The organism is Lysinibacillus sp. G4S2 (genome assembly GCF_030348505.1).
In the GTDB taxonomy this organism is placed as follows: Bacteria; Bacillota; Bacilli; order Bacillales_A; family Planococcaceae; genus Lysinibacillus.
This window is the reverse complement of sequence record NZ_JAUCFJ010000002.1, coordinates 4,932,824-4,954,205: the sequence shown is the minus strand read 5'-3', so window position 1 is coordinate 4,954,205 and position 21,382 is coordinate 4,932,824. Positions and strand designations below refer to the sequence as shown.

The following is a 21,382-nucleotide window of genomic DNA, read 5'->3' as shown; positions in this document are numbered from 1 at the left end:
TATAATTAGTTAGCAAAATGACGAAATATGGGTTAAAATGATGGATATAAAGAGGAGGTGGCTGTAATGGGTAGTATTGGTCCTATGAGCCTCATTATTATCGGAATTGTCGCGTTATTAATTTTTGGTCCTAAGAAGTTACCAGAGCTGGGTAAAGCATTCGGTTCAACATTACGAGAATTTAAAAATGCTACTAAAGGTTTAGCCGACGAAGATGATGATGACAAGAAAAAGAAAGAACTAGATAAGTAAGTTAGGATGTTTGAGGAATGAATCCAAAAGATCTAACTGTCATTGAGCATATAGAAGAATTAAGAAAACGGCTTTTCATTGTTGCCGTTTTCTTTGTTCTAGCTATGGTTGGCGGCTTTTTTGTTGCAAAGCCGCTTGTTAAATACCTTCAATCTACTGGAGCTAATTATAATATAGAGCTTCATGCGTTTGATGTAGTAACACCACTTGCAATTTATTTCCAAGTTGTTTTTTTAATTGCATTTATCCTTTCATCGCCAGTGTTAATGTATCAATTGTGGGCGTTTATAAGCCCAGGACTACGGGAAGTAGAACGAAAAGCAACCTTAAGCTATATACCGTATTCATTTTTATTGTTTATCGCAGGGCTATCTTTTTCATACTATTTATTATTCCCTTATGTCATAAAGTTCATGATGAATTTATCGGTCGAGTTGGAAATTCAGCAAACAATTGGAATACATGAATATTTTTCATTTTTATTTAAACTTACAATACCTTTTGGTTTCCTTTTCCAATTGCCAGTTGTCATTTTATTCTTTTCACGTATAGGGTTATTAAATCCTGATTTACTAATTCGTATTCGTAAATATTCGTACTTTGGTTTATTTGTGTGTGCCGCTATTATCGCACCACCTGAACTAGCTTCACACTTAATGGTTTCAGTACCATTGTTTGCGCTCTACGAAATTAGTATTATGGTTTCACGTATTGGTTACAAGAAATACTTAAAATCAGAGGAAATACGTTTGCAGGAAGAGCAGGAAGCTGAGCAAAAACGCCAGGTTGAAGAGGCGCTTGAACAGCAGCGACGCCAAATAGAAGAATTGAATCAAAAATAAATAGTGGAAGCTCGATGTGAAATAGAAGCATCGAGCTTTTTTGTTATAAAAGAATAGGTTAGAATCTAAAAAAATCAGTGGGAAGAAAAATTAAATAGACTAAACTAAGAAGAGGATATTATGTTCAATATATGAGCATATATCCTCTTTTCTTATACATATTAGATTAGTTATACAGATATTGAAAATATAGTTCAGTATGTATATATTATTCAGAAAAGTATGTATATTCCAGGCGGAGGACGTAGCCCATAGCGGGAGGCGTAGTGAGGTCTTTAGACCGAGCGTTAATATTTTTTAGGGGTGAAGTGCTATGAGGGTGCAAGAGGTTGTCTTAGAGAATAACAGCAAAAGATACATATTACTGGATCAAGAAGGATTCCCTGTTATGCCAGTTATGAAATATATAAAGTATTTAGATAAGACAGGGAAAAGGCCTAATACTCAAAAAGCATATTGTTATTCCTTAAAACATTTTTATACCTACTTAGAAGAAACAAAGATTACAAGTTTATTAGATTAGAAGATTTAGTTGACTTTGTGGGGTGGTTAAGAAGCCCCTATCAGAGTTCAAATGTCACCCCTCTTCAACAAAAGAAAGCAATGCGAACGGAAAAAACAATTAACCATACAATTACCGTTATAGCAAACTTCTATGACTACCTCTACCGAAATGAAGAAGTACAAAATGACATGATGGAAAAGTTAATGAAGCAAGTATTTACAGGAGGACACTCACGTTACAAAAGTTTCTTACATCATGTTAATAATGACAAGCCATCAAACAGAAACATACTGAAATTAAAAGAACCACGCAAAATAGTAGAAACACTCACAAAAGAACAAGTACAACAAGTATTATAAGCAACCACTAATATACGAGATAAGTTCTTAATTCAATTGTTATTTGAAACGGGATTGCGTATTGGAGAAGCTCTCTCTCTTTTCATGGAGGATTTTGTTTATGACCATCAAAAAGGGCATCAGATTCGTTTAGTAGAACGAGGGGAATTAGAAAACGGCGCGATGTTAAAAACAGGGGAACGTGAAATTTATGTATCACAATCCTTAATGGATTTATATGATGATTACTTGTATGAAGTGCTTGATGAATTAGACTTGGATTCAAACTTTGTTTTTGTAAAACTGAGAGGAAAAGATGTGGGAAAACCAATGGAATATTGGAACGTTGAGTCTCTATTTAAGCGATTAAAAAAGAAAACAGGGATAAACCTACATCCTCACCTATTTCGTCATACACACGCTACAATTTTCTACCAGAAAACAAAGGATATTAAGCAAGTACAAGAACGATTAGGACATTCTCAAATTCAAACAACAATGAATCTGTACCTACATCCTTCGGATGAAGATATTCGAGAAGAGTGGAATAAAGCACAATCCGAATTTAATCTAAAGAAAAAAAACTGAAAGGAATTACTGTATGAAGCAAATCAAGGATGTTCAGGTAGAAGAAATAGGCTTTCATGAAGGCTTACAAAGAGAACTTTCAACATATCCTGAAAAAACAGTACATGAAGATGGTTCTGTTTCAATTGAACAAGTAAACAACCCCTATTTCTTAGTTAATGACAAATGGAGTGTCAACGTTGTAGGTGAAATCAAGCAGTTCGAAGAATTGGTAGCACACTATAATCATAACAATAAAAATGTTTACTTTCGATTTAATAGTCCTTCACTCAATTTAGAAGTGAAATATGTTTATTATCAGCAATTGTTTAATGATTTATGGACAATCAAGAGTATATATAACGCTCAAAGTCCATTAAAAAGAATAACGGATTTCATAAATGAAAAATATCCAAATCTCTCTTCCTTGTTAGATTTGGATATTGAAAAAGCTGAACGAGAGTATTTGTTTTGGTTGAATGAGAAAAAAATAAAAACTTATTACACACAAACAAATAAATTAAGAAACGTGACTACTAAAACAGCAATAGCAGTTTTTTTGAGGACTGTTTATACTGCACTACTCAAATTCACCGATAAACGTGAAGAATGGAAAAAAGACAAATGGGATGTTCGTACTTTACATAAGAGATATGGTATTGATTACAACAAAAGCGAATCTGCTTATTTCCTCGACTTTTCAAAGATTGACGAAAAGGTTCGTGAACAAGTTAAAAAATATTTTAAGCAACGATTGATCAACAAAAACAGGTTTTCTACGGGGACAGCACGGAGTTATCTAAAATGTATACCAGGGTTTTTTAAGTTTATATTTTCATTGGAAACAACATGGAAAGACTTAAAGCCTCTAAAAAGAGCACATATTGAGAAGTACATCGAACATTTACATGAATACGCTAAAAATAATTTAAAAAGACGTGACGCTCACCCTGCACATTATATTATAAAATCGCTGTCTCATTTACAAAGATTTCTTGAAGATATTCAACGGTATGAGTACGATATGGCTCCCGAAGCTAATGTGCGATTATTAATTTTTCCTGAAGATAAACCAAAGGGAAGATGAAAACAAGCAATTAAGAGAGCAACTGAAGGTAGCTTACGCAGACGTATATAAGAAGTTATAGTCAATAGGAGAACGTTGTTCTCCTTCTTCAACAATCGGGCCAGATTGTTGGTGCGACACGTTCCTGGCTCAAATGAGATGTGGATAACACAATCTTGATAAAGGTCAGGCAATTTACGATTTAAATTGAAGGATATTATCAAGGAGCCGAATGATGAGGTAACGCTCAGAAAGGCTCCCCCTGCGTCGAATAGCACGTTATTTAGTAAGGGAAAGCGTGTTATAAGCTCGGCTAATAGGCGTGAGAATTTACCGTAACAGTTCGGCTGACGAAAGCCTACCCGATGGGGTGGTGTAAATCATGGTGCTTGGGTTGAACAAATATGGTGAGAATGCAACATAATAGGTTAATAAACTATATTGCTGGCGAACCTCTGAATGTACGGGTCTAGAATGGCAATACATAGAAATGTGTATATCACTAAATGTGAGGTTAGTTGTGGATGAGTAAGAATCAACAATATAAAAGTCCATCTTGTGTTACAGGCACATGCAATGCTAACAGGCTCATAGAAGGCACCTAAGTTTGTTCCATAATAGTTAATATTCAACGTGGTAAGCTGATAACGTGGAGAGCTTACTCTCGATGAGACGTTGGAAAGGAAAATAATCGTGAGATTAGCGAATATATAACTTTTCTTTATATCAGTGAAAGTGGTGGCACAGTACCGGTGAAGTGTGTAATGAACATGGAGGGATCGCCACTAGATTAATACAAGATTTATTCACCATGAAAGGCAGTTCTTCAACGATTAATAAGGTTCTCGTGAGACTAATAGAGGTTCAGCTCCAAAAGGAGCCACCGACTTGTTAAAACGAAAGAAACTGAGACATAACGAGTACTATGACATGCAAAAACAATTTGATTTGCTATATGCTCGCAGTGTTGATGGTCAAAATTTTTATGATTTATTAGATATAATGCAATCGCGTGAAAACATTCAATTAGCGTACCGTAATATCAAGAAAAATACGGGTAGTAAAACGGCTGGGTTTGATGGTCAAACAATTGAAGATATTAAACAATTAAAAGTATCCAAAGTTGTATCAACGATACAAAAGATGTTTACACACTATCGCCCACAAGCAGTACGACGTGTTTTTATTCCAAAGGCAAATGGGAAAACACGACCGCTAGGTATTCCGACAATTTGGGATAGGTTATTTCAACAGTGTATTTTACAAGTATTAGAACCAATTTGTGAAGCAAGATTCTATAAGCATAGCTATGGATTCAGACCCAACCGTAGTACACATCATGCTAAGGCACGTTTTGAAACATTGATAAATCGAGCGTGTTTATATCATTGTGTAGACGTTGATATAAAAGGATTCTTTGACAACGTAAATCATGGAAAACTGCTCAAACAAATGTGGACAATAGGCATTCGAGACAAAGCCCTTCTTTCGATTATTTCGCGTCTTTTAAAAGCGGAAATCATAGGTGAAGGTTTTCCATCGAAAGGAACACCGCAAGGTGGGATACTATCCCCACTCCTATCAAACGTCGTATTAAATGAACTTGATTGGTGGGTTAGTAATCAATGGGAAAGCTATGAAACGGAGAGAGCTTACAAAAACAAAATGAGTAAGAATCAAGCGTTAAAGAAAACGAATTTAAAGCATTGCTATATCGTGAGGTACGCAGATGACTTTAAAATTCTTTGTCGAACACGTTCTCAAGCAATACGAATGTTCCATGCAGTTAAAGATTTCCTCTCTACACGTTTGCATCTAGAAATTAGCGATGAGAAATCGAAAGTTGTGAATCTAAAGAAAAATTCTTCCGAATTTCTAGGCTTCCGTATTAAAGCCCATTATAAGAAAACAGCGAAGCGTACCCTATATGTTGCGCATTCACATATGACGAAGAAGGCTTTAAACAATGCACAAATAAAACTGAAAAAAGCGGTTAAGACAATACAAAAACATCAATGTATTCAAAATGTTTGGCGATTTAATACGGTTGTCATGGGTATCCAAAACTATTACGCCGTAGCGTCGCACATTACAGATGATTTAACTGAGCTGAACCATCGTATTCATAGAACGTTACACAATCGTTTAAAAGGCATTAGAAAAGAAGCGACGCTTCAAGACTTCACGAAATCCTTACTGAAAAGGTATAACAGATACGAATGCAAGATTTATAAAATTAAAGAAATGGCACTCGCTCCAATTCATGCCCAACGTTGCCGAATAAACCTAAACTTCTCACAAACCATCTGTAATTATACTACCGAAGGTAGAAATAAAATTCATCATAGTTTGAAAGCTATTAATAAACAAACGCTTATTACTGTGATGCAACAGTTCATTCCTCAACGCTCCATTGAGTATAACGATAATCGTATTAGTCGATTTATTGCGCAATATGGTAAATGTGCTGTAACTGGGGTTGAACTTAGCTTTGATGACTGGCACTGTCACCACAAAACTCCATATTATTTATTGCAAGATGATTCCTACGGTAATTTAATTATTGTCAATGAATCAATTCATCGACTAACCCATCTTAAAGACCTTGAGAAAATAAAAGTACTCTTGAAAGTACTTCATCTAGATAAAAAGCAACTAAAAAAAGTAAATGAATTGCGTGAGCAATGTCTGAACGAAGCAATCTAATTCCACATTACATCTTTTCCTTACATAAAAATCGAATGAATTGAATTAATTGGAACGCCGTATGCGGTGAAAGTCGCATGTACGGTGTGAAGTGGGGGAAAAGCTGGAGATAACGTCAAAGGCTTACCTATCACTATAACATCATATATAAGAAAATTGGATATTTATCTTATAAATACAGAAGTGATTGTAAAGTTTTGCACTTAAACGGCCAGTTTAATTGAATTGTAAAAGAGCGGTCTTTATCCCATTGGACATTTTAACAATCTTAACGAGATATTAATTCCAGCGTGAGATAATTATGTTATTATAGGTTAATTATAGAAATATCTCGATCGATTTCACCTATAGAAAGGAGTAGAGAAAAAGATGGGAAAAATAATTCTAATGGTCGCTATAATTCTAGGACTAAATACTTTGATTCCAATAGCTTATGCAGACTCAAATGATAAAATTCATAAGATTGAACAATTTGTTGAAGAACAAATGGAAATTAGTCAAATTCCTGGAATATCGGTAGTTATTGTAGAGAAGGGAAAAACAGTTTATCAAAAAGGTTTCGGGTACGCAGATGTAAAGGAGAAAATCCCTGTTACTTCCCAAACATTATTTGAACTAGCATCAACATCAAAAGCATTTATAGGTCTAGCCATTTTACAATTAGAAAAAGAAGGATTATTAAAACGAACTGATGATGTACGAAAATACATCCCATGGCTGGAGTTAGAATATGAAGGAGAACCACAGACCATTACAATAAATCAATTGCTTCATCAAACCAGCGGGATTGCTTCGAACACCATTGTACATATTCCTGAAAGTAACGCCGAGAACGCACTTGAATTAACAGTAAGAACCCTGCTTGATCAGCCTTTGAATCGTAAACCAGGTAGCTCATTTGAATACGCTACCATCAATTATGACGTTTTGGGGCTAGTCATTGAGAATGTTTCAAAACAGTCATATGACTTGTATATAAAAGAACAATTATTAGAACAAATCGGAATGAAGGATTCCTATGTTGGCTTACATCAAGTTCAGTCTGATGAGTTGGCAACTGGTTATAAAATAGGATTCATGAGAGAGCAAGAATATACACCGCCTATTTATCGAGGAAATATACCTGCTGGTTATATTGTCAGCAATACAAACGATATCGCAAAATGGCTAAACCTACAGTTAGGAGCCATCCAAAACGATACGATTAGTAAACAAACAATCGAACAATCGCACATCCCTGATCAATCCGTAGAGCCTATCCTTCAAGACACCTATTATGCAAGTGGGTGGAGAGTTGAAGAAAAGAATGACAAACGATACATATGGCACGATGGGGCAAATCCAACGTTTTCTTCTTATTTCATCATGCAACCTGATGAACAAATAGGGGTAGCCATTTTATCCAATATGGATACAACCTTTACAACAGCAATAGGTAAAAGCGTTATGGATTTATGGGAAGGAAATAATGTTAACTTGGATCATACTGACGGATATCAAGAGGTGGATAAAGTCTTAACGATTCTCTGTATTATTATTGGCTGTCTAGGGATAATTTTTAGTATTTTATTGCTAAGAAACTTATGGAAGTTTAAAAGAAAACAACGAGCTTGGGCATTGTTGAAAGGGAAGAGAATTTTTCTATTTGTGTTCCATTCACTGTTTGTAGCTGTGATTTTAATACTTGTGATGGTGGCTCCTAAAATATTCAATATGAATTGGGAGTATATTAAAGTATGGGGACCAACTTCAATTTCGGTGATTTATAGTGGAATAGCAACAATTATCATTTATTATTTATTCGTATTATGGCTAATTATTACCAAAAAGGTATCTTTATTAGAAAGAAAGTATATTCACAAATGAAATAATGAGCTATTTTATGTTGAATTTAATAAATTAAGATCTTCCACAATCGGGCGCGATTGTGGAATAAGAAAGGAGATTACATATTAGTCATATAAAATATGTAATCTCCTTTAATTTATTTATCTTTTTTTAATTTAGGTCTTGATAAACTTGTTTCCCACTGATTTTTATTGCATTTTTTCTAGTTCTTCAAGCAACTTTTGGATTGGTTCTGCATACACTTGTACAAGTGTCACAAAACCATTAAGCATAATATGGGCGATAATGGACGTCCAAATGCGTTTTGTTTTGTGATATAAGAAGGCAAAAATCAATCCACAAATTGTATAAAGTAAAATATGTGAGAAGTCGAAATGAATAAGTCCGAAGAAAATGGCACTTACGATTGCGGCTACCCAAAAATTAGTTGTTTGGACAAGCGATCCAAAAATAACACGACGGAAGACAAACTCTTCTAAAATTGGTCCAAACACGACAATTGCTAGTATTGCAATAGGAGCGCCTTTCGCAATAGTTACAATATCAGCTGTGTTTTCTGACCCACCTTGGATACCGAAGACATACATTTCTATAGACGCGCCAATCATTTGACCAAAGAAAACTAAGAAGAAACCAATAATTCCCCACACAATTGTGAGTGGTATAGTTTCTTTCTTTCCTTTATAAATATCCCAAAACGCTTTATCGCGTGATGTTAGGATCAAACATAAAATTAATGCAATAGCAAAGCTAAGTGCGATATACCAGCCTTGCGTAAGCGGAGCGGCTTGCTCATGGGGTAAACCGGTTATGCTCATAACAAGCTTGTGAAACGGTCTTAACAGCCATTTGCCTGATATCTGCATGAGAATATAAATTAGTAAAACATAAAGGGCTGTTTTTTTATGTTTATCTATTTTTTGAGAAGTAGTCAACGTCAAAATCCTTTCCATTCATTATGCTACCTCTCTATTGTAGAGGAATATGGAAAGAAAACAAAATTTTTCGTAGTTCTGACTTGCAAAAGAAAGTGTGATTGATTATCATAATAATTGTGTTAGCACTCGGCTGGATAGAGTGCTAATAAAGTATCAACATATATTTTATTAATAGGAGGTTGTTTCACTTGTTAAGACCACTAGGAGATCGTATTGTAATCGAACTAATCGAGGTAGAAGAAAAATCTGCATTCGGTATTGTACTGCCAGACTCTGCAAAAGAAAAACCGCAAGAAGGTAAAGTTGTAGCAGTTGGGACGGGTCGTATATTAGAGAACGGACAACGTGTAGAGCTTGACGTTAAAGTTGACGACCGCATTATTTTCTCAAAATACTCTGGTACAGAAGTTAAATATGAAGGTAATGAATACCTAATTTTACGCGAAAGCGATATTCTTGCAATTATCGAATAACTTAAATCAGCTTGCATAAAGGTTAATGCCTTCAGTGTTTGTCATGACACTGTGGCGAAATTGATATAAAAATATATTTATAAAGCTTAACGAATATTCCATTTCAGGAGGGTAAATTCAAATGGCAAAAGATATTAAATTCTCAGAAGACGCTCGTTCATTAATGCTACAAGGTGTAGATAAATTAGCAAACGCGGTAAAGATTACTTTAGGGCCTAAAGGTCGTAATGTAGTTTTAGAAAAAAAATTCGGTTCACCACTTATTACAAATGATGGTGTAACAATTGCAAAAGAAATCGAACTAGAAAACCCATTCGAAAACATGGGTGCAAAATTAGTCGCAGAAGTTGCTTCTAAAACAAACGAAATTGCTGGTGACGGTACAACAACTGCAACAGTGTTAGCGCAAGCAATTATTCGTGAAGGCTTGAAAAACGTAACAGCTGGTGCAAACCCTGTAGGAATTCGTAAAGGGATCGACAAAGCAGTTGCAGCAGCACTTACAGAATTACACGCTATTTCTCGCCCAGTAAGCAATAAAGAAGAAATCGCACAAGTTGCGGCAATCTCTGCTGCTGATGATGAAGTAGGTCAATTAATTGCAGAAGCAATGGAACGTGTAGGTAACGATGGTGTTATCACAATTGAAGAATCTAAAGGCTTCACAACTGAGCTAGATGTAGTTGAAGGTATGCAATTCGACCGTGGTTATGCATCACACTATATGGTAACAGATACAGATAAAATGGAAGCGGTACTAGACAACCCATACATTTTAATTACAGATAAAAAAATTACAAACATCCAAGAAGTATTACCATTATTAGAGCAAGTGGTACAACAAGGTCGTCCACTGTTAATCATCGCTGAAGATGTTGAAGGTGAAGCTCTTGCAACACTTGTAGTGAACAAACTTCGTGGTACATTCAATGCTGTAGCAGTTAAAGCTCCAGGATTTGGTGACCGTCGTAAAGCAATGCTAGAAGATATCGCAATTCTAACAGGTGGTCAAGTAATTACAGAAGAATTAGGCTTAGACCTTAAATCAGCTGATATTACATCACTTGGTCGCGCTGCGAAAGTTGTTGTGACAAAAGACAATACAACAATCGTAGAAGGCGTTGGCGGTGCAGATGCAATCGAAGGTCGCATTGGTCAAATCCGTGCTCAGCTTGCTGAAACAACTTCAGAATTCGATAAAGAAAAATTACAAGAACGCCTTGCAAAATTAGCAGGTGGTGTAGCAGTAATCAAAGTTGGTGCTGCAACAGAAACAGAACTAAAAGAACGCAAACTTCGCATTGAAGACGCTCTTAACTCAACTCGTGCAGCAGTTGAAGAAGGTATTGTATCAGGTGGTGGTACTGCACTTCTTAACGTATATGCAGCAGTTGAAAAAGTTGCGGATGTAGAAGAAGGCGACGTAGCAACTGGTGTGAAAATTGTGCTACGTGCTTTAGAAGAGCCAGTTCGTCAAATCGCTAACAACGCTGGTCTTGAAGGCTCAATCATCGTAGATCGCCTAAAACGCGAAGAAATCGGTGTAGGCTTCAACGCTGCAACAGGCGAATGGGTAAACATGATGGAAGCGGGCGTAGTAGACCCAGCGAAAGTAACTCGCTCAGCGCTACAAAACGCAGCATCTGTCGCAGCTCTATTCTTAACAACAGAAGCAGTAGTAGCAGACATTCCAGAACCAGCATCAGCAATGCCAGATATGTCTGGTATGGGCGGCATGCCAGGAATGATGTAATCCTTGTGTGACAAGGGTTTACACAGCTTTTGAAGGTTGATGATTTCGCCTTTAGAGAGCCTTGAAATCCACGTTGCAACACTTCTTTTTATGAAGTAGTGTTACTCACAATTAAAATACAAAGCAATTACCACTTCTCATCATTTCTAACATATGATGAGAGGTGGTTTTTTTACGCTTTTAAAGTTTACCAATGAAGGCTTTATTGCAGACAAATGATGTAAGAATACAACGGAAGTGAACATTTAAAACTACAAGCGATAGCTACTTCCTCATCAAAAGAAGCTATTAACAGTATAATTCATCTTCTATCAGGAACTTTATAAATAACAAAAGAAGACTGCTAAGTAGGTGCTGCACCCCAAAAGTTAGAGTAACAAATCTAACTTTTGGGGTGTTTTTGCATGGCGAAATATAGCCAAGCTCAAACAAGAAATGTATTACGGAGAAGAATTAATCTCCTATGAAGCGAAAATAGAGAAGTATATTGATTACTATAATAACGATCGAATTAAACAAAAACTGGCCGGCATGAGCCGGTAAAATACCGAACTCGTGCCAGCCGATTAGCTGCATAAATATAACTCTAACTTTAAGGGGTCACTACCGTATTAGCCTTCTTTTTATTGAAGTAATTGTAAAACGACTTCAGGTTGTTTATTTGATTGTGCTAACATTGTTTGAGCAGCTTGGATTAGTATATTATCTTTTGTAAATTTCATCATTTCTTTCGCCATGTCAGTGTCACGGATGCGTGATTCAGCAGCTTGAAGATTCTCAGATGTATTGACTACAAAATTATATGCATTCTCGAGTCGATTTTGTATCGCACCATATGTAGATCTGTAATTCGTGACTTTTTCTAAACCTTTGTCTAATTTAGATAGGGACTCATCAGGAGTATTTGGAGGAAGAAGTCCTATATTATTTATCCCCAATTCGTCAGGCTTTACACTGAATAATGGAATAGAACTATGCTGATTTTCATTAGCGCCCATTTGTATGACGAGTTTTCGAGGTATATAGTCAATATCCTTAATAGTAGTTGTAACTGTTTCAACGATAGAATCAATTGTACTCGTTTCTTTATCTGTAAGTAAATATATGTCCTTTTTAAAATTAAAACCATTTAATTCGATGCCAAATTCTAGAGTATCCCCGTTATCAAAATCATTACTTCCCCAAGAAGGTATTATGGGATTTAAAGAAGTTAATAATGTATCTCCTGTTGTTAATGAATTAGGTTTTACATAACTTCCGCCGCTTAGAAATGAAAAATTATAATCAACTAAACCATTTGATAATTCAAAAACCGTTCCTGAGTCAGGTATTTCAGTATCTGAGGCTGTTTGACCGATTGGAACTCCTGACTTTGAAGAAATGGAATAAAATGCCGCGAACTTGGAGGAATAATTTGTACTAATATTTATTTGTGAATCATTATTCCCTGAATTATTTTTAACTTTAAATTCTGCTTTAAAAGATACGCCATCTGTTGATATAAGCTTTTCAACTTCAATACCATCCTTACTATAAACTGCAGAAATGGAGTTTCCATTAATACTAGAACTTATTAAGGTAAAATCCTTTAGTGATTGCTGTACACCATTAATTTCGATGTAAATTGTACGGTCATCAACCATCCCGAAATCTGGATACTCTCCATTTAGTATTCCAGTAGGAGTTAGACTTGTACCGAAAGATACACTGTCTATCTTGCTATTCTTGGTGATATCAAGCTCTGTAAATCTAGGGTCATGAAAAAGTGTCCTACCAGTAGATTTATCATATATCGTAGTTGTTTCTGTATGAATATGTTCATTTTTTTCATAATCATTAAATCCTTGACTTCCATCTGGAAGTGTAATGATCGACATACTAGTATCGTTATTAGAGTGATCATCATTAGTAGTAATCGTATTAGATTGAACTGATATAGGTATTTCAGTAGTACCTTTTGGCAGAAAGTAAGTATAAGTATTATTATTGATAACTTTGTAAGGAAATGGACCTGTTGTAGTTACATTGACTGTTTGTCCAGAACGGTCTGCTAATACTTGATAATCAGTTCGTGCCAATAAATTAATTGTATTAATTTCGGTTTGGTTAGCGATTCGATTAAGTTCTTCAGTAAGTTGGTTTATTTCTTTTTCAATTATTTGTTTATCCTTATCTGTATTTGTATCGTTACTACCTTGAACTATTAGTTCCCTTTGTCTTTGTATAATTTCTGTTATTTCTTGAAGCCCACCATCCGCTGTTTGAACTAACGAAATACCATCTTGTATATTCTTTGATGCCATATCGAGTCCGCGGATTTGACCTCTCATTTTTTCCGAAATAGCTAAACCAGCGGCATCATCACCAGCACGATTAATTTTGTAACCTGATGATAATTTTTCTAAACTTTTGGTAGCTTTATCTCTATTAATTTTAAGTTTGTTGTTAGTATTCAGTGCTGAACTATTGTGCTTAATTCTCAAAATATAACCCTTCCTTTAAATCGTGATCATATTATAATTATTAATAATTATAGATTTATTTTACATTTTATTTAACTTTTTTACTATATGGAACATTATTAATATAGATGTATCTACAGACCATTATATTCAATTGATTGACAATGAAAATTGAATTGGGAAGTAGTAAATAATTATGGAAAGAATAACTGGCTTAAAAGCTTGATAGAACTGCAAAAGTAACATGTTTAACTCTACAAAACGCAGCCTCTGTAGCAAAGCTATTCAGAAGCAGTAGTAGCGGATATTCCAGAAGCGGCTCCAGCTATGCCAGATATGTCTGGTATGGGCGGCATGATGTAATTTACGGCTCCAGCCAATAGAATGCCTTATAAAGAACCACTTCTCACATTTGAGAAGTGGTTTTTTCAATGAAACGCTGTTAGAACAAGGACAATCGCTGATAAAAGTATAGAAATCGCTGATAAACCCCCGACAATCGCTGATAAAAGTAACGAAATCGCTGATAAACCCCCGAATCAATCGCTGATAAAAGTAACGAAATCGCTGATAAACCCCGACAATCGCTGATAAAAGTAACGAAATCGCTGATAAACCCAGACAATGCTGATAAAAAGTAACAAAATCGCTGATAAACCCCGACAATCGCTGATAAAAGTAACGAAATCGCTGATAAACCCCCGACAATCGCTGATAAAAGTAACGAAATCGCTGATAAACCCCGACAATCGCTGATAAAAGTAACGAAATCGCTGATAAACCCCCGACAATCGCTGATAAAAGTAACGAAATCGCTGATAAACTCCGGCAACCGCTGATAAAAGTAACGAAACCGCTGATAAACCCCTGACATCGCTGATAAAAGTATAGAAACCGCTGATAAACCCTCGAAAATCGCTGATAAAAGTATAGAAACCGCTGATAAACCCCTAACAATCGCTGATAAAAGTAACGAAACCGCTGATAAACCCCTGACAACCGCTGATAAAAGTATAGAAATCGCTGATAAACCCCTGACAACCGCTGATAAAAGTAGGGAAATCGCTGATAAACCCCCAACAATCGCTGATAAGGATAGCAAATGACCCTACATATTACTTTTTAAGGTATTTTTTGATAATTCATTAATATAAAGTAAAATATGATATATACTATTCAGATGATTGTCTTTCAAGGAGGTTATGTATGATGCTTATGGACTTAAAAATATTAGAAAGATTAGAGCACGAAGAACATTTTTTAGACATGCGCAATTGTTTATATGAACTGGTGCAGAGTCATGTACAGAATTTGAATATCGATATAGAGGAATTCAACTGTATCCATGAACTGATGAAGGAAGAGATAATAGTAGAAACATTGTCGATGGATATAGAGTTGAAAATTCGGCAATTAATAGAGATTTTTCCGATTGACGAGGATATACTGCCAATAATTCAAGATGATTTAAATATAGTGTTGAAATGGTTTAGGGAAGCAGAAGCAACTAAAGTAGAAAAAGATAACCGATTTTTTGCTGAGGAAATTGAATACTTAGTAGAGAATTATATTGAAGCTACACTATATGATAATGCTGAGGCTCAATATGAACTTGGCGAGTACGAAGCGAAGCTAGGTAATGAAGAAAGAGCGGCTAAATGGTATGAATACGCAACACTGTGGCGTCATGCAAACGCTGAATATAAGCTTGCACAACACTTGGAGAAGCAAGGAGCATATGAAAGAGCTCAGGCACTGTATATGCTTGCTGATGAAGGTGGAGATGTGAGAGCTTTACCAGCATTGAAAGAATTATATCTTGCAGAACGACTTTCTAAAGCAGACGACGTTTTACTAACGATATTAGCTAGAGATAAGGAAGATATCGTTTTTTCTAATAAAATACGTCTACAATTATTACATAAAGAATGGTATTCTCACTCGAAAGTAGCTTTTGAATTTGAAGAAATAGTAAGCATATTAAACAATGAGATAAGCACAAAAAATGATCTTGAAGCAATGAAGAGAATACTCAATCACCTAAAAAATGGGACACAACTATATTCCTTTGAAGAGTTACCTTTGAAGACGAGGTTACTTGCTGATTTAATTGATAATTTATCTACTGTTCCATCAATTAGTATGTCTGCTGTAGTTGCTGATTTTTTAGATATTGTAGAAGCAACTATCACAGTTGACTGTACTGAGGATGAAATGCAGATGCTTCCAGAAGAAGATTATCGATGGTTATTAGGTATGTATAAAATAGCGATAGAGGAACATGATGCTCAGGCACTATATGAGCTAGGGAAATTTTATTGCTCTGAAACAGATTTAAATAATGATGTAACGAAAGCGATGAAATGGTTCCGCTTAGCATCGAAAGCTGGTGACTTAAATGCCGTTTGCGCATTAGGTAATCTTTTTTATGAAGGAGTAGGAGTTCAACGTAATTTAAAAGAAGCGTTTACCTTATATTTGATGGCAGCTAAACAAGGAAATACGGTTGCTGCTCATAAAGTTGGTACCATGTATTTTAATGGAGAAAGTGTAAAAGTCAATTATAATCGAGCTATGCGCTGGTTTAAACGTGCAGCTAAAGCGGGTGTATCAGATGCTCAGCATATGATTGGCTTTATCTATGAAGAAGGATTTGGCTTTGAGCAAAATTATGAAAGTGCAAAAAAATGGTATAAAAAAGCAGCTAAAAATAATTATGCTAAATCACAATTCCGTCTTGGGGAATTATATTATTATGGCAAAGGTGTTTCAAGAAACTTTGAGAAAGCCTCAAAATGGTATAAAAGAGCAGCCATGCAAGGGAATGATGAGGCACAGTACAGTCTTGGCTACATGCTAAAAAATGGTGTAGGAGAGCCAGTAAACTATAAAAAAGCTTTATCTTGGTTTCGTCAAGCGGCGTTACAAGGTAATAATTTCGCAAGGCTTGATATTGCTGACTTATATGAAGATGGACTAGGTGTTGAACAGAACTATCATGAAGCAATGAAATGGTATCTTTTGGCGGCTGAAGCTGGTAATGAAAGAGGTCAGTTTTGTTTAGCATATGCGTTTGATATAGGATTGGATGGACAAGTAGATTATCAAAAGGCAATGTATTGGTATAAAAAATCTGCAATACAAGGTTATGTTTATGCGCACCATAATATTGGAAAGTTATATGAGAACGGTGAAGGTGTAGAGCAAAACTACGAATTGGCTCTTAAATGGTATATTGTAGCTGCTGATCAAGGACACAGTAATGCACAATGTAGTATTGGTTATTTTTATAATCATGGGCTAGGTGTTAAACAAGATTATAAAGAAGCGGTAAGGTGGTATCGCCTTGCTGCACATCAGGAAAATGTAGTAGCACAATTTAATTTAGGCGGTTTTTATGAAAATGGATATGGTGTACAGCAAAATTATGAAATGGCAGCTAAATGGTATCGCCTCGCATCACATCAAGGTGATGTTGACGCACAAAATTGTTTACGAAATTTATATAGCAGTGGGAAACTTCAACTGCCTGAATAAAACGAAGTAATTAAAAAATAGTAGTACAAACCGAAACTCAGGTTGTACTACTATTTTTTCTATGATTGTAAATGCACTATAAGCTGCTGCATGTTCAATATAGTGAAATTCACATGTGATTCCTCACTGTTCCAACAAATGGACACAGGATGTAATTGATCGATATACATTACTTGTGTCTGAATGTCTTGATACTTGTCTTTTATTTCAATTGTATTCAGCAAATGTGGAGCGGTGTTTGGCAATAGACTTGTTTTATAGAGGGCTTCCTTCATTGTCCAAAATTCATAAAATAAATGTAATTGTTTTAGTTCGGATTGTTGACGTATTGTTGTCAACTCAGCCTGTGACATTGCATATTGCATGGCATCTTCAGTCACATGCTTTATTTTTTCAACATCAATCCCTACACGACCTTCATTCGTTAGTGCTATAACGATCCACTCTCCAGAATGAGCAAGATTAAAATCGCCTGTCCAACTATCGTTTTCTATAACATAGGGGCGTCCATGCTCATTTCGAGTAATTTGGATATGCCGAGCATCGGTTAAGTGTTGGATTGACCATCTAATAAGAACATTTCCAAGCAATGCTCTTTGCCGATCCTGCCAATGGATGTATTTTAATATCCTTTGCTGATCATTATATGGAAGATGAATGAAAAACATATCCCATTCGGATTTTTCTAATTGTGAACCCATTGGAAGTGCAAATACATGTACGCCATTAAATTTTGGCATTATCGAACTGCGACTGCCTTAGGCTCAGGAAAATAGCCTATTTCAACGCCATAATCAATCATATTTTGAATGAACGCTGCATTAGGTACTGCGCATGTAATAGTAGAACTCGCTAAAAATTCCTGTGTTTTATTGCTATTAAATAAAAACGGTGAATCACTTGCTCCATCACCTTCAAGCTGTGCAATTGCTAAAGATAAATATTCTTGAACTTCTTCAGAATGCTCGCCATTTAATAGCCAGTCCGTATACTCCTGTGCAGTGACAATGTCTAAGTCATAGTCAAGTTCCTTCATTATCTTGATAAACTCTAGATAAGGTAGAGGAACAGGATTACATAGGTGGAATATATGTCCGTTTGATGTTGGCTGACAAGCTAGAGCAACTAATGCTTGGCTTGCATAATTGATCGGTGTAAAATCAACATGCCAATTAGCAGTTGGTGTTTTACCTAAGTAAAGCATAGATTTAATCATTCGGTAAAAAGCATTATCGTCTATATTGCGTTGGAATTTCCCTGTGTCGGAATGGCAGGTTAAATTTCCAACACGATAGATTGAAATTGGTATCTGATCATTTATAGCATTTCGAACAAGATTTTCAGCCTTTAGCTTACTTTGCGTATAAACATTCTCGAGTTTACTATCATAATTAAAGTTGCCTTGTGCTTCATTGGGCCCCCATTGATGTGCGGCAAGCTCCTCTGGAATCCCCATTGTTGATACATAGTGGAAATGGACACCTTGTTTCTGTTTTGCGAGTTCAAGCAAATATTTAGTGCCTTCAACGTTTACATCATTAAAATGATCTGCTGCGCCGAAATGCCTTACATCTGCTCCGCAGTGAATAATTGCATCAATTTCTGCAACAATTGCCTGCTCATCCTTCACGGATAAATTAAGTGCATGTTTTCCCAAATCGCCTTGAATAACTGTTACTCGATTTTCCATAAGGACATCGATATCCTTTTCGAAATAAAATAGCATACTATCCATTAGCTTTTCTTTAAGTGATGTATGTGCACTTGGTCGAATTAGACAGTAGATATGTGCATTTGTTTTCATTAATAGCTCATATAATACATGACTTCCTAAATAGCCAGTGGCCCCTGTTAACAAAACCGTATTCATAGGTAAAGGTTTTACCGCTTGAGAGACTGGTAGGGCATTAGGCTCCATTAGTTCCTTCGAAATTAAATTAGTTGTCCGCTCTTGATGATCATGCACCTCAGGTCGATAGTTACTAATATAATGGTCAAGCTCTGCAATAGTTTGATGCTGGAAGAAATCTTGAATTTTTAAAAATGGAACATGCTTTTTCACTTGTACAAGAATTTCAAGCACTTTTAGAGAATGTCCACCAATGTGAAAGAAATTATCATGAATTCCTACACGCTCAATACCAAGTACATACTCCCAAGCATTTGCTAACAATTGTTGGATGTCGTTTTCGGGAGCATCATATGGACTGTCGAGAGATGGAGTTAGCTCCATTGTAGCTAATTGTTTACGATCAATTTTGCCTGTTGGAGACAATGGCATGTCTTGTAATTCAAAGAAACGTTCAGGAACCATATAATCAGGTAGATTGCGTGCCAAATAATCTCTAATAGATGCTTGCTCTACCTGACTACCTCCCGATACAGTGTAGTAGGCAGATAAGCTATTATTGCCATCTGTCATTTTCTTCGCAAGAATAATGGTTTCTTGAATGTTAGGATGTTTGCTTAATACCGTTTCAATCTCCCCAAGCTCAATACGAAAACCCCTTACTTTGATTTGGGAATCTTTACGCCCGACAAATTCAATAACGCCACTTGGCAATAGTCGAACTAAATCACCTGTTCGATACATCCGTTCATTTGACTTAAACAAATGGGGGATAAATGCTTCGGCGGTTTTTTCTGGTTGATTTAAGTAGCCTGCAGCTAGGCCAGCACCTGCAATACATAATTCTCCTATTTCATTAATAGGACAAAGCTGACCATCCTTATTCATAATATACATCTCATAATTAGCAATTGGCTTACCTATAGGAATACTTGCCTGATTGCCTTTTAGTTCATCTTTTACCCTGTAATAGGAGGACAGCACGGTACACTCAGTCGGTCCATAAACATTAATAATCTCAGTTGTTGTACCGAATTTTTCTTGCCACCTTTGTACGACAGTAGGCATAAGAGCTTCTCCGCCAACTGACAAATAGTTAAGTGAAGATAATTTTCCAAGGTATTCTAGAGGGAGGTGTGTAGCAAGCTGTGTAAAAAATGCATTTGGCACGGTAGCAGTCGTTATTTGTTCCCGTTCAATCATATCAGCGAATGCCTCAATGGATATACGTTCGATGCTTGTTAACAGATGTAATCTTGCACCTGAAAAGAAAGCTGTAAATGTTTCCGTAACAGATGGGTCAAAACTGTAGGAGATAAATTGAGAAAAAACGTCGGTTTTCGTTGCTTGGTAGATTCTTTGATTATCTGTAATCAAGTTAATAACAGCTTCATGCTTGAGCATGACGCCCTTTGGTTGGCCTGTCGACCCTGATGTATAAATAATATAGGCTAAATCGGTTGGATGGAGGTCGATGTGAATATTTTCTATTGGAAAGCTTCTCTCCATCTGATTCATTGGAAAAACGGTTCGAGATAGGGAATCATTATGCATTAATTCATTGATCAGTTGAGTATATTCATCTTTTGTAAATATGAATGAGGCACCTGTATCATTCAAAAGGAAATGACAACGTTCTTTCGGATAGCTAGGATCAATAGGGACGTATATACCTCCTGCTTTTAAAACGCCAAGTAAAGCAACTACTGTTTCTTTACTTCGTTCCATGACAATCGCTACATAATCGCCTTTTTGTAAACCATTGGCAATTAACAGATGAGCAATTTGATTAGATTGTTCATTTAGCTGACGATATGTCATCATGCCGCCATTAAATGATAATGCGATGCGGTCAGCAAACTGATTCGCTGCTTGATAAAATACTTCAGGTATTGTTTTGTTCTTTTCATAATGCGCATTTGTTCGATTTAATGCCTGGTATACTAACAAATCCTCCTCATTTAACAGTTGTGTACGATCAGATGGGAGCATTTGTTGTTCCGGTAGTTTCGTTTTAGAAAGTGGTGTAATTAAATCTAGTTCTTGTTTTATATTCAATTATAACAACTCCTATTTTTAGAAAGGAGAGCTGTCTTATAAGACTCTCGATAAGCAGAATTTAATAGTCAATTTCATAAACTGCTCAAAACCTACAAGTAAGTAGCAGCATGACCAAGAACAAAATGACTTAATTCTACTTATAGGACAGCTCCTTTCATTTTTATCTCGGATATAACTGGCAGTAA

At 35.9% G+C, this 21,382-nt stretch carries 12 protein-coding genes and 5 pseudogenes; 11 read left to right on the top strand and 6 right to left on the bottom strand.

What is annotated here, in order from left to right:
* The first annotated feature begins 66 nt into the window (after positions 1-66).
* The 7 genes and pseudogenes from QUF91_RS25210 to QUF91_RS25180 all read left to right on the top strand — a co-directional run bounded on the left by QUF91_RS25210 (position 67) and on the right by QUF91_RS25180 (position 8,142).
* A complete protein-coding gene (locus QUF91_RS25210; RefSeq protein ID WP_068986770.1) occupies positions 67-252 on the top strand; it encodes a twin-arginine translocase TatA/TatE family subunit in 186 nt (61 codons plus the stop codon).
* A gap of 17 nt (positions 253-269) precedes the next feature.
* Complete coding sequence (tatC, locus tag QUF91_RS25205) at positions 270-1,094, top strand: twin-arginine translocase subunit TatC (protein ID WP_285398643.1); 825 nt, start codon at positions 270-272, stop codon at positions 1,092-1,094.
* 313 nt (positions 1,095-1,407) lie between these two features.
* Positions 1,408-2,525: pseudogene (locus QUF91_RS25200) on the top strand (tyrosine-type recombinase/integrase).
* A 13-nt stretch (positions 2,526-2,538) separates the two neighbouring features.
* Positions 2,539-3,588: pseudogene (locus QUF91_RS25195) on the top strand (tyrosine-type recombinase/integrase); the annotation flags it as partial.
* Positions 3,569-3,652, top strand: a pseudogene (locus QUF91_RS25190) (DUF6262 family protein); the annotation flags it as partial. The pseudogenes QUF91_RS25195 and QUF91_RS25190, both read left to right, overlap by 20 nt.
* Before the next feature lie 848 nt (positions 3,653-4,500).
* Positions 4,501-6,276: a group II intron reverse transcriptase/maturase gene (ltrA, locus tag QUF91_RS25185; RefSeq protein ID WP_289420125.1), complete on the top strand. Its 1,776-nt coding sequence runs from the start codon at positions 4,501-4,503 to the stop codon at positions 6,274-6,276.
* 369 nt (positions 6,277-6,645) lie between these two features.
* Entirely contained in the window at positions 6,646-8,142 is a 1,497-nt protein-coding gene (locus tag QUF91_RS25180) for a serine hydrolase domain-containing protein (RefSeq protein ID WP_289419746.1), read from the top strand.
* A 170-nt stretch (positions 8,143-8,312) separates the two neighbouring features.
* Here QUF91_RS25180 and QUF91_RS25175 read toward each other — a convergent pair whose 3' ends face one another.
* Positions 8,313-9,077, bottom strand: coding sequence for a CPBP family intramembrane glutamic endopeptidase (locus QUF91_RS25175; protein ID WP_285398638.1), 765 nt, complete (start codon positions 9,075-9,077; stop codon positions 8,313-8,315).
* Between the two features lie 173 nt (positions 9,078-9,250).
* On the opposite strand from QUF91_RS25175, the gene groES reads away from it, so the two are divergent.
* The 3 genes from groES to QUF91_RS25160 all read left to right on the top strand — a co-directional run bounded on the left by groES (position 9,251) and on the right by QUF91_RS25160 (position 11,831).
* A complete protein-coding gene (gene groES / locus QUF91_RS25170) occupies positions 9,251-9,535 on the top strand; it encodes a co-chaperone GroES (protein WP_049667833.1) in 285 nt (94 codons plus the stop codon).
* 121 nt (positions 9,536-9,656) lie between these two features.
* On the top strand, positions 9,657-11,288 hold the full coding sequence (gene groL, locus QUF91_RS25165; protein WP_285398635.1) for a chaperonin GroEL: 1,632 nt from the start codon (positions 9,657-9,659) through the stop codon (positions 11,286-11,288).
* A 435-nt stretch (positions 11,289-11,723) separates the two neighbouring features.
* Positions 11,724-11,831 (top strand): IS3 family transposase, encoded by a 108-nt coding sequence (locus QUF91_RS25160; protein WP_483308096.1) that lies wholly within the window; start codon positions 11,724-11,726, stop codon positions 11,829-11,831.
* A gap of 80 nt (positions 11,832-11,911) precedes the next feature.
* On the opposite strand, the pseudogene QUF91_RS28355 reads toward QUF91_RS25160, so the two are convergent.
* The 3 genes and pseudogenes from QUF91_RS28355 to QUF91_RS25150 form a co-directional block, all read right to left on the bottom strand.
* A pseudogene (locus QUF91_RS28355) lies at positions 11,912-12,163 on the bottom strand (flagellin); the annotation flags it as partial.
* Positions 12,164-13,369: 1,206 nt separating this feature from the next.
* Positions 13,370-13,771, bottom strand: a pseudogene (locus QUF91_RS28350) (flagellin N-terminal helical domain-containing protein); the annotation flags it as partial.
* 421 nt (positions 13,772-14,192) lie between these two features.
* Positions 14,193-14,852, bottom strand: coding sequence for a hypothetical protein (locus QUF91_RS25150; RefSeq protein WP_289419744.1), 660 nt, complete (start codon positions 14,850-14,852; stop codon positions 14,193-14,195).
* Positions 14,853-14,956: 104 nt separating this feature from the next.
* Here QUF91_RS25150 and QUF91_RS25145 point away from each other — a divergent pair, with 104 nt between their 5' ends.
* On the top strand, positions 14,957-17,287 hold the full coding sequence (locus tag QUF91_RS25145; RefSeq protein WP_289419743.1) for an SEL1-like repeat protein: 2,331 nt from the start codon (positions 14,957-14,959) through the stop codon (positions 17,285-17,287).
* 59 nt (positions 17,288-17,346) lie between these two features.
* Here QUF91_RS25145 and QUF91_RS25140 read toward each other — a convergent pair whose 3' ends face one another.
* Together QUF91_RS25140 and QUF91_RS25135 are read right to left on the bottom strand one after the other, a co-directional pair.
* Positions 17,347-18,027: a 4'-phosphopantetheinyl transferase family protein gene (locus QUF91_RS25140; protein WP_285398631.1), complete on the bottom strand. Its 681-nt coding sequence runs from the start codon at positions 18,025-18,027 to the stop codon at positions 17,347-17,349.
* Entirely contained in the window at positions 18,027-21,194 is a 3,168-nt protein-coding gene (locus QUF91_RS25135; protein ID WP_285398630.1) for a non-ribosomal peptide synthetase family protein, read from the bottom strand. Before QUF91_RS25135 ends, QUF91_RS25140 begins: the two co-directional genes overlap by 1 nt.
* Between the last annotated feature and the right edge of the window lie 188 nt (positions 21,195-21,382).